Raw genomic sequence first — 13,794 nt, 5'->3', positions numbered from 1 at the left:
GTAATATTGGCCAGCACCACCCCGTGCCCGAACGGCAACATCAACCGGCCCTGCAGCGAAGACCCCGGCGGATGCACCAGCTGCGGATCGCGCTCCAGCGGCTTGATGACCTGATAGGCATACTGCCGAGCCTGCTCCAGCGGGTTGGGCACCACCTTCAGGCCCCGTTCCGTCAGGATGGTGGCCTCCCGGCGATCGATCTGCCGGATCGTCTCCAGCCGCCAGTCCTTCACCTCCAGAATCAGCAGGCCCCGTTGCGGATGCAGCACGATGAAATCCGGATGCTCCGACCGCCCACCCACCGGTACGTCGTACCAGCACAGGTAATCGTCCTCGAGGAACTGCTCCAGGCGCCGCGCAAAGCGCTTCTCGCCCGACGTCATCCGCGGCAGGCAGCTGTTGAGCGAAGGTATTAGCGTTGTCATTCCCCGAACCCTACCTCCATGGATAACGCGGAGCGAAGCGGCGGCCCGTCAGGGACGTCCGCCTTACGCGGCTTGTTATCACTGCCTCAGTCATACTCTGCATGCTGAGGCAGATCATCTGTAATCTCGAACCAAGGAGCCTTACTCCCCACGAATACATGGCGCCCTGCTTTTACCTCTGGGTCGGTATCAAGTGTTCCGAGTGGGAAACCATAGATCTCGGGGGCTGCATCGAACTTGGTATAGAGGCTGGAGCCACAGTTTGAGCAGAAGCCTTTGTGCTCACCCGGAGAAGATTCGTAAAACTTCAGCAGGTCCTGACCTTTGACGGTGTGCCAATCCGAGGATTGCACCTTAGCGCGGGTTCTGAAAGCCGAGGCATGAAGCTTTCGGCACATTGAACAATGACAGTTCAGAACATCGGTCAGCGGACCGTTGATTTCGTATTGAATGCCCCCGCAGAGACAACTACCTGTTTGCTTCATTGATGCACCTCCTTGTGTGATAACCGCTTATTATACGAACGCGTTCGCAAAAATCCGGGCGCCTATCAGGCGTTTGTATAACCCCAATAGCCCTGTCACGATCGAAACCAAAAACTCAATATAGTTCATAGCCTTAAAAAGCACACATTCTATGCTTCTAATGCGGTTTTGCGAACCATGTAGCTCTCGGAATCCCAACCTCGGGCGTATAACTTCAACGGTACATCGAGAAAAGTTGGAATTTCAGGAGGGTGGAAAGTCGCAGCGGAGTTATACGCCCACGCTCGCATAACTCCGCCTGAAGCACCCCGTCAGGGGAAGAGGGATAGCCGTCAGAACCGCCGGATCACACCCAGGTGAAGGGAGGTGCCGTAATACCGGCCGGTTTCCTGCAGCCGGTCGGCATAGGCGATCCGGCCATGGAACTGCCAGTCCCGGTAGCGGCCGATGAGGGCCTCGAGTTCGACATCCGAACCGAATTCATAGCTGGAGAAAGTGTCGTCCTTGTGCCAGCCGAGGCTGGTACGCAGGCCTACCCAGTCGTCGACGTTCGGGCTCCAGTAGAAGAGCGCGGTGCCGGCAAAGCGGTTGAAGTAGTCCGGGTCGTAGTAGCCGTTGTCGAGGTCCTTGTCGAAGGTGAAACGCTGGGCGGAAAGGCCCAGGTTCACGCCCCAGGGGCCGCTCTGGTAGACGTTGCGGCTGGGCGCCAGGTAGAACTCGAGGCGGCTGTTGTCGTCCGAGAAGTCCGAGGCGCTGATCCAGCCTTCCACCTGGTAGAGCGGGTACGGATGCCATACGGCCCGCAGGCGGTTTTCGGTTTCGACAATCTCGCGGGAGACGGACTGGGGCGAAAGGGCATACAGCGAGCGTTCCCGGGACAGCTGCAGCATCAGGTCGTCGCGGGGATACCAGTTGCCCTCAAGACGGTAATGGCCATAGTCGCCACCGCCTTCGATATTGCCACGGCCTACCCGCGCCTCCACTTCAAGACGGCGGTGCAGCTGGTGGCGGGCACCTACCCAGCCGACGTAATCCATGGTGGTGCGGTCGCCGTCGTCCGCCTCGAATTCCGAGTCCTCCCGGGTGCTAACCCGGCGGGCGCTGTATCCCATCAGCACGCGGGTCTCCGGGCTCAGCGCCAGTTCACCAAACACGGTACCAGTGGTGATGCGGATGTCGTCGGCGTCAAACTGGTGATCGCCGGTAATGCCCACCAGTGAACGCAGGGGCGCGCGGGTTACCCGGCCAACCTCACGGGTCTCCGGTTCCTCCGGCTTCAGCTTTTCCAGCACCGCGAGACTTTCCAGCGCCTCGGAGGGCTGGCCGGAGGCGCGGGTGGCCAGTACTCGGGCAAAGTGGATGTCGTAGTCGTCCGGGTGGCGCTCCGCCAGGGGCGTGAGCAGGTCGGAGGCGGTATAGAACCGACCGCGTTGCAGCAGTAGCTGGGCTTTGGCCCGCTGGTACTCATCGGTGTCTCCGAAGCGGCGCCGGTACTCTGTGAGAGCTTTGGCAGCGCCTTCCCGATCGCCGGCCCAACTCAGTACCTGGATCCGGGCCACAGCGGCATCGTGGTCGTTGGGAAAGTACTGCAGGTAGTCGTCATAGGCGGTGGCCGCTTCCGGGTACTCACCCATCCACTGGTGCCAGAGCGCCCGGCTGCGCAGGGCTTCCTGGTCGCCGGGGGCCAGTTCCAGCAGTGACTGGATACTGGTCTGCGCCGCCGCGCGATCGCGAGCCCAGTTGGCCTGCTGCAGGCAGGCATGCAGATACTCCACGTTGGTCGGCTCCAGCCCCACCGCGTTCAGGCATTGCACCAGGGCATCCCGGGGGCGATCTGCCATGGCATAGGCGCGAGACAAGCGGTACGCAAGGGCGGCGTCGTCCGGGGCAAGCTGTGCGGCCTGCTCCAGGGCTTCAATCGCTTCGTCCGGGCGCTTCAGGTGATGGTAGATATCCGCCATCCGCAGCCAGAGATCCACCCGTTGGGGCTGTTCCGACAGCACCGAACGGTAGACCGTCAGCGCACTCTCCCACTCCCCGGCCATTTCGGCTTTCAGGCCCGCCTCGGGCACCGCAGGGGCGGCCGTCAGCACACCGGCACAAAGCGACAACAGCAATCCGGCAAGGAGTCGTTTCATTTGCGCCACCTCCGGTTACGGGTAATCCAGAGATCGGTTGCAAAGCGCCCGATGTTGACGGCATCAAACAGCAAGCTGCCGTAACGTAGCGGTGTCACCGCAATCGCCTCCCAGAAGGCCCGGAACCGGTGGCCCGGGGCATTGAACATGAGGATCAGGATCACCAGTGTCATCTCGGCCAGGAAGGTAATCAACAAGGGCCCCCATAACTGGAGAATCAACATGATCAGCAGCGCCGTGGGAAAGGCAATCTTCTCCAGCGCCGCCATGAACACCGCCCAGCCCATGGGCCGGCCGTATTGTTTGGTGTACCCCTGCCCCCAGGGCTGCCGGTACGGTTCACCGCGCCGGTGGATGTGATCACGGGTATCCGAATGCTTTTCCTCATACTGCTTCGCCTCATGCTTCTGGCGATAGCGGCGGAAACCCTTGAAGGGGCTGCGTAACAGGCCGTCAAAGTAGTAGCAGCTCTGCAGGAAGCTGGACGACCAGAAGTACAGCTGATGGGCCAGTCGGGGGAACTCCGGCTCCAGCGAACGTACCGTGACATCCTGCAGCTGTACGTTGCGGTAACCCTCGTTCAGCAGCGCAAATCCGATGAAGATGTCCTCGGAGTTGGTGAGGTCGTCTCCCAGGATCGGTTCGTAGTAATCGAACAGTTTTCTGAGGTATTCACGGCGATAGGCCACGGCACAGCCCACGGGATTGATGATGCTACCGAACACGGTCATCTGGCCCCGGTACACGAAGCGCTGGAGGAACGTATAGAGAATGCCGCGATAGAAGTTGGTGATGGCGCGGTTGAAACGGTGCCAGGCACCGGGACGCGGGGTAACGTAGTTGGCGTGTTTCTCCAGGAAGCCTTTCAGGGGCGCCTCATCGCTGATCGTACGGCGGTCCTTTTCCCGCATCGGCTGCACCACGCCGCAGGCCGAAGCCACGCCGGGGGCCTTGTAGATTTCCTGGACCAGACGCTCGATGTAGTTCTCCGATTCCAGGAAGGTGTCGCCATCGAGGACGACCTCCACATCGGCATCCAGGTTCCTCGCCTCGCGTTTGACGGTCGGAGTCTTGCCGATCGATTCTTCCCGCCGGATCACTTCCAGGTCCAGGCCAAGATCCTCGCCGAAGGCACGGGCCACTTCCGCCGTCCTGTCGGTGCTGCCGTCATCCACCAGCACCACCTTGCGGGGCTTGAGACTCTGCCGGGCGATGGAACTGAGGGCCAGCAGGATGTTCTGCTCCTCGTTGAGCGCCGGAATCACCACATCCACGGTGGCGTCACGCCAGTCTTCCGCACTCTCGGGCGGGGTTTTGTCCGGCCCGCGCATCAGGCCGATGAAGGCAACCAGCGTGCTGGGACCAATGACGAACCAGGGCGCGGTTGCCATACTAGTTCTCTCCTTCCGTGATCTGTTTGCGGGCCCGGTTGATCAGGTCCCTGAGGGTTTCTTCGAGGGTCCAGGCGTGCTCAAAGCCGGTGAGCCGGCGGAGCTTGTCGAGCGAGGGCCGCCGGTGGCGGATATCCTCGAACTCCGCGCCATAGGCTTCCCGGTAGGGAATATGCTCGATGGTCGAGCGGCTCCCGGCGCATTCGATCACCAGCCGGGCGAGCTCATTGATGCTGATTTCCCGATCACTGCCAACGTTGACGATCTCGCCGTTGGGCAGATCCGGCATGGAAGCCAGGCGGTCGAGCGCCACGACCGTATCCCGCACATCGCAGAAGGATCGGGACTGCTCGCCATCTCCGAACACAGAAATCGGCTCATTGGCCACGGCTTTCTGGACGAAGCGGGGCACCACCATGCCGTAGCGGCCGGTTTGCCGTGGCCCCACGGTATTGAAGAAACGGGCGATGATCACGGGAATATCGTGTTCCCGGGCATAGGCCAGGCCAAAGCCCTCGTCCGCCAGCTTGCTGATGGCATAATTCCAGCGCAGGGGGGCGCCAGATTGAATGATCAGGGAGTCGTCCTCGGTCAACCTCGGTTCTGTGTGAGGGCCATAAACCTCCGAACTGGAGGCGAGGATCACCTGCGGCGCCCAGCTGTCACGGTTTACCGACCGCAGCAGACGCTCGGTGCCGGCGATGTTGGTGGCCATGGTGCCCACCGGCTCTCTGAGCACCCGGTACACACCCACCACCGCCGCCATATGGTAGATACGGTCCGCCCAGGCAACAGCCGTGTCGAGACCATCCCAGGTGACGATGTCCGCCTGATCAAACCGGAAATCGGGATTTTCGATGAAAGCCGCGACATTGGCTTCCGAGCCGGTACTGAGGTTGTCTACCACATGTACCTTGTCGCCCCGTTTGAGATGGTATTCAGCAATGTTGGAGCCGATAAAACCGGCGCCACCGGTGACGAGTATGTGCAAGGGACACTCCGTTATCAAAACCCAGCTATAGCGGGAATGCTGTCATTGATTTTTGTCAGTTTCGGACATCAGAATAGCTCAATAGTGATTCTTTCACAGCTTGATCTGTCCGCCTTTGCTTCAAGGCAAGAAAATGATCAATAGCAAAGCGCCCGGGACAATCCATTCCTGAGAGACTGCTTCACCGGGGCTGGTGCCGGGCACATCTTCCACTACTATCAAAGTAAGTCAGTGCTAGAGACGACTTACCGTGGGACTGTCGATCAAAACAACAGAATTTGCGCCGGAAGAGTTTGACCGTTTTGCTGCCAAGGTCCGGACGGACCTTACAGCGCTCACTCGTCTTCTGGACCTGCCCGGCTTTGGTGAGGGAGAGAGTTCAATCGGAGCCGAGGTCGAGTTCTACATCGTAAACCGTGATCTGTACGTTCAACCCATCAACACAGAAATCGCCGCCAGCGTTCAGGACCCCCAACTGACCGTTGAGCTCAACCGCTTCAATCTCGAATACAACCTCAGCCCCCAGGCTTTCAAGGGAGATCCGTTTGCCAGAACAGAGCAGGAGCTGCTCGCTGCCATCCGACGAATCAACCAGCACGCCGCGCCACTGGATGGGGAGCTGGTACCGATCGGCATTCTGCCCACACTTCGCCAGTCCGATATGGGCGCGAAAGTGATGACAGACGAACCCCGCTACCATGCTCTATCCAAGGCGCTGCTCAAACAACGGGGCGAGCCATTCAGCATCCATATTGGTGGCAACGATGTCATCAATCTGGAGGCCGACGACGTCTATATGGAAGGGGCCAATACCGCGTTCCAGCTGCACTGGCGTGTGCCCGCCCACCGTTTCGCCGATTATTTCAATGCAATCCAGCTGGTCACGCCGATTGTTCTGGCTCTGGCCAGCAATTCGCCCAGCCTGTTCGGCCACCACCTGTGGGACGAAACCCGGATTGCCCTGTTCAAGCAATCCATCGACAGCCGTTCCCCCAATCATAAAACCTGGCGCCACCCGCCAAGGGTTTATTACGGCAACGGCTGGGCACGCAGCGCCTGGGAACTGTTTGCGGCCTCCGCATCGCTGTATCCGCCCATCATTCCACTGATGTCGGATGAAGATCCCATGGCCGTGATTGATCGTGGAGAGGTGCCGAAACTTTCCGAACTGCGCCTGCACCAGGGCACCACATGGCCCTGGAACCGGGCCATCTATGATCATGCAGACGGTGGTCATCTACGCATCGAGATTCGCTCCATGCCTGCAGGTCCGACCGCCGTCGATATGTGTGCGAACGGACTGTTCGTAATCGGGGCTGCGTTGGCCGTGCTCGATGACATCCGTCATCTGACGTCGATACTGCCCTTCCATTACACTGAACACAATTTCTACCGCGCCGCCAAATATGGCATCGGCGCAGAAATCATCTGGCCGCACAAGGATCAGGTTCAGTTGCAGGATACGCCCCTGCTAACCGTGGCCCGAGAGCTGCTGCCCCGCGCCCGGGAGGCATTGCAACAAACATCCGTGGACGAGGCGGAAATTCACCGCCTGCTGGGAATCATCGAAGGCCGCATTGAAACCGGCATCTCGGGCGCCCGGTGGCAGCGCCATATCACCGAGTCTTTATTTAAATCCCTGAGTCGAGATGAAGCGTTCCGGAGTATGCTGTCCCTTTACATGGCCAACCAGAAGAAAAACATCCCACTGCATGAATGGAAGCTGTCGCCGTGAGCAACTCGAACGTACTTGATTATCTGAATGATCCTTCACCCCGGACGCTGGGTCGCTCCCCCCTTGAGTGGCTGGACCGACTGCACAAACCCACGGTTGTGCGTGTTGCCGGTCGGGATCGCTCCCGTACCCGAGCCATGGCAACGCTTCTTCACGGCAATGAGCCGTCTGGTCTGTTTGCGCTTCACCGGTGGCTGATTGAGCAGCACACGCCCGAGGTCAACATGCTGTTTCTGCTCGGAGGCGTCTATCCCGCAAAAATTCCACCAGCGTTTTCAATTCGCCAGCTGCCGGAAGGACGCGACCTCAACCGGAGTTTCAAAGAACCATTCGAGGGAGAGGAAGGAGCCATCGCACAAGCCATGCTGGCAGAGCTTCACAAGGCGCAACCTGAATGCCTGCTGGACGTGCACAACACCTCAGGCACAGGCCCTGCCTTCGCTGTGACCATCACCAATGACGCCGCCCATCAGGCGCTGACCTCCCTCTTCACCGACCGCCTCATCATGACGGATCTTCGCCTGGGTGCGCTGATGGAATATTCAGAACAGGAGGTACCCACGGTGACCATCGAGTGTGGCGGGGCCCAGGACGATCAGGCTCATCAACTCGCGTACGAGGGACTCGTTCGCTACACCTCAAGACCCGACGTGTTGTCCCTGGAAAAAGCCGAGTGGGACGTCGCCGTACTGCGAAATCCGATCCGGGTGGAGCTGGCTCCTGAAGCGACCATAGAATACCGCCTCGAGCCGAGCGGCCAGGCGGACCTCACGTTTCCGCCAGATATCGAGCACCGCAATTTCGGGATTGTTTCCCCGGACGAGCCTCTGGGATGGATTGGAGAAAAAGGCCTTAACATACTCACTGCTATCAGCCACAACCGGACCGAGAACATGGAGCAGGTTCTTCGGGTCAAGGATGGGCAGATCTACCCCGCCCAGGCCCTCAAAGCCTTCATGATTACCACCAACCCGGTGATTGCGAAGAGTGACTGCCTGTTCTATGCCGTCAAAGCAACGGGCGAACCCATTTTTTAACGGTATATTGCCCGCTCTCTGGCATCCCTTTCTCTATCAGGATCTTCCTGGCTTTTCGTGGCTAACACGGCATCCAGGTAGTCCGCTGGAACCCCTGTTTCTCTCGCACCGTAGATGACGTGATGCAAATACCAGGAGTAAGGCAGCAAGGATGGATCGGTGTCGGTTGCATAGTAGGTAAACGCTTCAAGGGAATATCCCTGAACGTCAGTTACCGTAACCCGTTTTTCCTCATAGCCGAAGCCCAATCCCTCAGCGTTGTCCAGCGGGCCCTTTTCGCGAGCCGGGATTTCGAAGAGTGCACCAATGATGCAGTCATCGGGATTTCCGGTGAACAGCGCATCGCATTTTGCCGAGCCGTCTTTTCTACTCAACTTATGAAACCGGAGAGAATGTTCAACAAGTGTGAACATACCGATTCGCTCGGCACTGGTAACCCTCGCCTTCAACCTTGGGAGCGACATGTTTGATCCGTAGGCAAAATACTTCACGCTGTCTCCGTGCGGTTAATGCCAGGGTGTGAAGGCCGTAGCTTCTCTTTTGGGTTTGGCCCATGGCAGCCCCCCTTTAGTGTCCGGTAAATGACCGTCCCCCAGAGGGGGGAAGTCCAACGTCCCGTTGACCACATTGATAGTAATACTATTCGCAGGGTATTTTGAAATCGACATGATAATGTTCATCATGCCTTACCCACGAGCGCTTCTCCGAAAATTGCACGTTTTTCCGAAGGTAACCCGAATACTTTGTGGCGTATAAATTTGGCTGTAGTTCAGGATCAAAGATGACTCGCCACAAATCGTAGCCACGTTTCACGGCCTGTTTATGCAGCGCAACAACATGTGCGGCCATGGCTTCATAATCAATGCTCATACCCTCATAGGAGCTATTGCGATCAAACTCGATGTCATAGCCAAATTTATTAAATGGATGGGTGGGTAAGTGAGCCGATTTGCCGTCTTTATCAATTACCGGTGTCATAAAGTCTACAGACAGGCCATTTCTGTGAGTCTTGTGAGGCTTAAACTCACCGCCCTCTTCAAAGCCCGTTTCAGCATATTTGAAAACTTTTTGTGGCTGCTCGGTTTCGAGCATTTCGTAAGCAGAAACAATGATCTCTCGTACTTCTGAGTGAACGTAAGTCCTACCTGCCAGTCTGGCGATGGTGCTGTATCCAACAAAATTCTCTCCCTCAGATGGGAGCTGCACACCGGAATCTAAGTAGCCATTCGAGGTTGTGCCAAAGCAGGTACTGCCCTCCGCCCAGACAGATAATGGCAACGTGGCGACTATTAAATACAGGAGCTTCATTTTCATATCGCTAAGGTAACCGGCGCCGGAGCGCCAGTGGGGGGAACCAAAAGCGGTAGGCTTTTGGCGTCCGGTTGACCGTTTGGTTATGCATTCCTGGGCTAGCCTTGGGCACTACTTTCAAGCGTTGAAAGTTCATTCCCGCCACTGTCCCTTCATGCGCCAACTGCAACTTTACCCATAACGCCGAGTAAAAAACCTGCTACCGCGCCCAGTGGGGGTGCCCAGTGCTTTTCCAGTTTGGCCTGCGGCGCAATATCCTGAAAAATCAGGTACAGGATACCGCCAGCGGCAAATAGCGAGATAGCAGAAACAAGTTCCGGAAAGTCCGACAAGACAAAATATCCGGTTAGCCCCGCAATGGGACCTAACAAGGCCATCAGAGTGAATGCGCCAATCACCTGTGAAACACGATAATGGGTCGAATTTGTAACTTCTCCGCAGGCGTTAAAACCTTCCGGAAGATTCTGTAGCGCAATAATTCCTGCAAGTAACACCCCCGAAGCCTTAGAGACAGCGAAGGTTGCACCAAGTGCCAGGGCTTCGGGGACGAAATCGGATAACATTGCCACCAGTTGGCTCGCCGGGGTGGCCTTTGCAGCCAGGAGAACGTCGAGCAACAGGAATGCCGCGGCGCCACTCATAAAACATACGACTATCAGCAGTGGGTCCAGGTTTCTTATCCCCTCCGGAACAAGAACTAGCGCGACTGCTGCCAAAAGCGCTCCCCCACCAAAGGCGATTACGCTGTGGCGAACCTCGGATTCAAGCCAGCGTGGCCGGATACGTTCGAGCCCGGCAAAGGACGCTCCGATCGGCATCGCGATCCCAGGTATCAGCGTCAGCACAATAATGATAACCCAGTCGTTCAATGTACTAATCGCACCTTTTCTGAGGCATAACGCGAAGCTTTGCGGCGTGCCGGAGCGCAGCGTAGGTGCGTCCGACAACAGCCACTGGTTATGTGATGGTAGCTCAAGCTGGCAGTCCCTCGAACTTTGGCACCTCCCCTAACCCCTCATCCCAAGCAGCTTTGCTGGATGAGAAGATATGTGCAGTTGGCAACATAGTGATTTCAGTGTCCAAACACCCTGCGGGCACGACAAGCAAACCTGCGATCTGAGTGTTTGGCAATGCTGAACCACACAACTTACAAAAGCTTTTGTTATGACGAGTGCCGGGGAGCGTAAAGGAAGTCACAGCATCTGCACCCGACTGCCAGACCAATTTAGCTGAGTGCGAGAATAGATTTGCCGCATGAGCCGAACCTGTATCTTTTTGGCAATGCTGACAATGGCACAGGTAAAAACTGTCGAAATCACCTTTTACCTCAAAACTCACGGTGCCGCACAGACAAGAACCGAAATGATCAGTCATTAGAACTCCTTCCATTGCCTGGTCAGGCTTCTTCATCCTTCGGACCAACCCAAAAGAGGGGGTTATGCGCGACCTCCCACAGATAACCGTCTGGATCGGCAAAGTAGCCGGAGTAACCGCCCCAGAACACCTTCTGAGCGGGTTTCACCAGTTTCGCACCTGCTACGACAGCCTGTTCCATGAGTTCGTCAACTGCCGCCTCGGAATCCACGTTATGCGCAATCGTGAAGCCGGCGAACCCGCTGCCTTCGGCAGGTATCCCCGCATCTTCCGCCAACGATTCCCGCCCGTATAGTCCGAGCCAGCTGCCATTGAGTGTGAAGAACGCGACCTCTGGTGGTGAATCCATCCTCGGCAGGCCAAGACCCTGCTCATAGAATCGGACCGACTCTTCCAGATCACTGACGCCCAGCGTAATCATGCTGATCCTTGGCTTCATTCAAAATCCTCCTTTGATGCATAACAGTAGATTAGAAAGATTCTTCGATCATAGTGATATACGGATTCCGCATAGTACGGGCGGCCCTTGCCTTGGCAGCACTCATTTCGGCAGCATAAATCCCACACATCGCTTTGCGCACACAGGGAGGTGGCTTATGGCGACAGGAAGTCGCGCCGACAGGGAACGCCGGTTTTGGCGTCGCTACCGGAGTATTCTTCTTTCTCGAGGGGTTAAATCTGCATCGGTCCGCTGGTATGTGATGCGGGCGGAGCAGTTTATCCGCGCCTTTCCGGGGCGGCGGCTGGCTGAGCTGGGGGCGGATGAGGTATGTCGCGGCGGGCTGGCCGTGTGCAGCCAGCTGGATGCAGGCTGATGGGACACATTGAGCAGATTCATGGATGACCACACTCGCTGTCTGTCTTCTTTTGCCCCGGCTTTAACGGCTGGGGGCGAGGGAGGCAAACGGTGGCCGTTGCCATCTCTTTGACGTGTCGCTTTGCCCTCTCTGTGACCTCTGTGCCCTCTGTGGCTAGCCAGCCTTAATTCTTCAAAGCACCAAACAACTGCTGATAGTTGCGCGTCGTGAGCGCCGCGATGCTTTCAAGGTCGCTGCCGCGCACTTCGGCTACTTTCACCGCCACGTCATGCACCCAGGCGGGGTGGTTGCCCTTGCCCCGGTGGGGTACCGGTGCCAGGTAGGGGGAATCGGTTTCGACCAGGAGGCGGTCGTCGGGCACCTGGCGGGCCACCTCACGCAGTTCCTCGGCATTGCGAAAGGTGACGATGCCGGAGAAAGAGATGTAGAAGCCCAGGTCCAGGGCGGCCCTGGCCATCTCCCAGGTCTCGGTGAAACAGTGCATCACACCGCCCACCTGGTCGGCGCCCTCCTCCTGGAGAATCCGGATGGTGTCTTCCCGGGCGTCCCGGGTGTGGATGATGAGCGGCTTACCCACCTCCCGCGCGGCGCGGATGTGGGTGCGGAAACGCTCCCGCTGCCACTCGTTCTCCTCGGGGTGGTAGTGATAGTCCAGACCCGTCTCGCCAATGGCCACCACCAGCGGATCACGCCCCCGGCTCACCAGGTCTTCCAGGCTGGGGTCTACTCCCTCGGTCTCCCCCGGATGCACCCCCACCGAGCAGGACACCTGCGGATAGCGCGTGGCGATGTCGTGGACCGTGGGGTACTCCTCCAGGGAGATACTCACGCACAGCATGTGATCCACCCCCGCAGTGCGGGCGGCGTCCATGACCTTGTCCAGGGAACCGTCGAAGGGCTCCAGATCGATGCGATCCAGATGGCAGTGTGAGTCGATGAGCATGATTTGAAGGGGCTTGCTGTTGAGGGCGAGGGAAGAATGAATGGACAGGATTGACAGGATTTACATGATAATGTTTAAGCAACTAACTGATTTTAATTATTTAAATCATGTCCATCATGTAAATCCTGTCAAAGCCCTTTGTCAGTTGACTTACATCGTATGCGTCGGGCGATCGGCCTGCAGGGCACCGGCCAGGAGGCCTTCGATCTTGTTGCGGGTGGCGCCGTTGTCCTGGGGATTGAACTGCACGCCGATACCGGGGGTGCGGTTGCCCTGGGCGCGGGGCGGGGTGACCCAGACGATCTTGCCCGCCACCGGCATGCGCTCGCGCTCCTCCATGAGGGTGAGCAACATGAACACCTCGTCACCGAGCTTGTAGGGCTTCTGGGTGGGGATGAACAGACCGCCGTTCTTCACGAACGGCATGTAGGCGGCGTACAAGGAGTTCTTGTCCTTGATGGCCAGCGAGAGAATGCCCTGTCCTGCCGACATGCTGTGGCTCCTGTTCTGGCTCGTCCATGAACCTCAGCCCTTTGGGCTTATGATTTGAATGGCGTCTGCTTATGGCCTTGCGGGGGCGAGGCCGGCGAACACCTCTTCCAGCAGCATCTGCGGGTTGACGGTGGTGCGGGCCAGACGCCGCCATTCCACGAGGCGGTCCTGTAATTTAAAGACGCCGTCCAAGTCTAACGCCTTTGCCAGGGGCTGCAAATCCTTGTGGCCAATGGATTCCCCGGTCATGCGCTGGCGTGAGGACTCCCATAAGGCAATCTGGATCCAGCGAATCAGGCGTTCCGTATCCTGGGCCTTCCAGTGCTCGGCCAGGGCCACGACACCGCGCTTGCCCGTGGAGAGCGCCGAGAGATCCCCCAGCAATGCGCGCCACTGGGCCGCCGCATCCTCACCGGCCAGGGCCTGGGCCACCAGGGGCGCCCCCCGGGCGAGAGACAGTAGCGTAGCCATGTCCTCCTGCCCGACACCCTCACCGGCAAGCCAGCCACGGGTGTCCGCGTCCGCCGGCAGCGGCACGGAGATCATCTGGCAGCGGCTGCGGATGGTGGCTGGCAGGCGGGAGGGCTCGGCGCTCACCAGCAGCAGCAGGGAGTGTTCCGGCGGCTCCTCCAGGGTCTTGAGCAGACTGTTGGC

Annotated in this window: 15 protein-coding genes and 1 pseudogene; 3 read left to right on the top strand and 13 right to left on the bottom strand. The window is 58.3% G+C overall.

The window, feature by feature from the left end; translation table 11 throughout:
- The 5 genes from R6W86_RS15725 to R6W86_RS15705 form a co-directional block, all read right to left on the bottom strand.
- A partial coding sequence (locus R6W86_RS15725) for a nuclease-related domain-containing protein (RefSeq protein ID WP_410330306.1) occupies window positions 1-425 on the bottom strand: 425 nt, incomplete at its 3' end.
- 86 nt (window positions 426-511) lie between these two features.
- Window positions 512-910, bottom strand: a complete 399-nt coding sequence (locus R6W86_RS15720) for a GFA family protein (protein ID WP_410330305.1) — start codon at window positions 908-910, stop codon at window positions 512-514.
- A 332-nt stretch (window positions 911-1,242) separates the two neighbouring features.
- A complete protein-coding gene (locus tag R6W86_RS15715; RefSeq protein ID WP_410330304.1) occupies window positions 1,243-3,048 on the bottom strand; it encodes a tetratricopeptide repeat protein in 1,806 nt (601 codons plus the stop codon).
- Window positions 3,045-4,439: a glycosyltransferase family 2 protein gene (locus tag R6W86_RS15710; RefSeq protein ID WP_410330303.1), complete on the bottom strand. Its 1,395-nt coding sequence runs from the start codon at window positions 4,437-4,439 to the stop codon at window positions 3,045-3,047. The genes R6W86_RS15715 and R6W86_RS15710 overlap by 4 nt, the downstream gene beginning before the upstream one ends.
- A gap of 1 nt (window position 4,440) precedes the next feature.
- Complete coding sequence (locus tag R6W86_RS15705; RefSeq protein WP_410330302.1) at window positions 4,441-5,430, bottom strand: NAD-dependent epimerase/dehydratase family protein; 990 nt, start codon at window positions 5,428-5,430, stop codon at window positions 4,441-4,443.
- A gap of 250 nt (window positions 5,431-5,680) precedes the next feature.
- On the opposite strand from R6W86_RS15705, the gene R6W86_RS15700 reads away from it, so the two are divergent.
- Together R6W86_RS15700 and R6W86_RS15695 are read left to right on the top strand one after the other, a co-directional pair.
- The gene (locus R6W86_RS15700; protein WP_410330301.1) at window positions 5,681-7,165 is read left to right on the top strand and encodes a hypothetical protein; all 1,485 of its coding nucleotides are present in this window, start codon (window positions 5,681-5,683) and stop codon (window positions 7,163-7,165) included.
- Entirely contained in the window at window positions 7,162-8,202 is a 1,041-nt protein-coding gene (locus tag R6W86_RS15695) for a succinylglutamate desuccinylase (protein ID WP_410330299.1), read from the top strand. The genes R6W86_RS15700 and R6W86_RS15695 overlap by 4 nt, the downstream gene beginning before the upstream one ends.
- Here R6W86_RS15695 and R6W86_RS15690 read toward each other — a convergent pair.
- From R6W86_RS15690 to R6W86_RS15670, 5 genes are all read right to left on the bottom strand, one after another.
- Window positions 8,199-8,693, bottom strand: a complete 495-nt coding sequence (locus tag R6W86_RS15690; RefSeq protein WP_410330298.1) for a gamma-glutamylcyclotransferase family protein — start codon at window positions 8,691-8,693, stop codon at window positions 8,199-8,201. The genes R6W86_RS15695 and R6W86_RS15690 overlap by 4 nt on opposite strands.
- A gap of 148 nt (window positions 8,694-8,841) precedes the next feature.
- Window positions 8,842-9,516, bottom strand: a complete 675-nt coding sequence (locus tag R6W86_RS15685) for a penicillin-insensitive murein endopeptidase (protein ID WP_410330297.1) — start codon at window positions 9,514-9,516, stop codon at window positions 8,842-8,844.
- 149 nt (window positions 9,517-9,665) lie between these two features.
- Complete coding sequence (locus tag R6W86_RS15680; protein WP_410330296.1) at window positions 9,666-10,460, bottom strand: ZIP family metal transporter; 795 nt, start codon at window positions 10,458-10,460, stop codon at window positions 9,666-9,668.
- 25 nt (window positions 10,461-10,485) lie between these two features.
- Window positions 10,486-10,887 carry a GFA family protein gene (locus tag R6W86_RS15675; protein WP_410330295.1) on the bottom strand — a complete coding sequence of 134 codons (402 nt, stop codon included), beginning with the start codon at window positions 10,885-10,887 and terminating at the stop codon, window positions 10,486-10,488.
- A gap of 22 nt (window positions 10,888-10,909) precedes the next feature.
- On the bottom strand, window positions 10,910-11,326 hold the full coding sequence (locus R6W86_RS15670) for a VOC family protein (RefSeq protein ID WP_410330294.1): 417 nt from the start codon (window positions 11,324-11,326) through the stop codon (window positions 10,910-10,912).
- A 157-nt stretch (window positions 11,327-11,483) separates the two neighbouring features.
- Between R6W86_RS15670 and R6W86_RS15665 the strand changes: the two genes are divergently transcribed.
- On the top strand, window positions 11,484-11,702 hold the full coding sequence (locus R6W86_RS15665; protein ID WP_410330293.1) for a hypothetical protein: 219 nt from the start codon (window positions 11,484-11,486) through the stop codon (window positions 11,700-11,702).
- 166 nt (window positions 11,703-11,868) lie between these two features.
- On the opposite strand, the gene R6W86_RS15660 is transcribed toward R6W86_RS15665, so the two are convergent.
- The 3 genes and pseudogenes from R6W86_RS15660 to R6W86_RS15650 all read right to left on the bottom strand — a co-directional run.
- Window positions 11,869-12,648, bottom strand: coding sequence for a TatD family hydrolase (locus R6W86_RS15660; RefSeq protein ID WP_410330292.1), 780 nt, complete (start codon window positions 12,646-12,648; stop codon window positions 11,869-11,871).
- Between the two features lie 150 nt (window positions 12,649-12,798).
- Complete coding sequence (locus R6W86_RS15655) at window positions 12,799-13,140, bottom strand: PilZ domain-containing protein (protein ID WP_410330291.1); 342 nt, start codon at window positions 13,138-13,140, stop codon at window positions 12,799-12,801.
- Window positions 13,141-13,209: 69 nt separating this feature from the next.
- Window positions 13,210-13,794: pseudogene (locus R6W86_RS15650) on the bottom strand (hypothetical protein); the annotation flags it as partial.

It is taken from the genome of Marinobacter sp., assembly GCF_046484525.1.
In the GTDB taxonomy this organism is placed as follows: Bacteria; Pseudomonadota; Gammaproteobacteria; order Pseudomonadales; family Oleiphilaceae; genus Marinobacter.
Note: the sequence above shows the minus strand (reverse complement) of the source record. Positions and strands in the feature narration are given on the sequence as shown.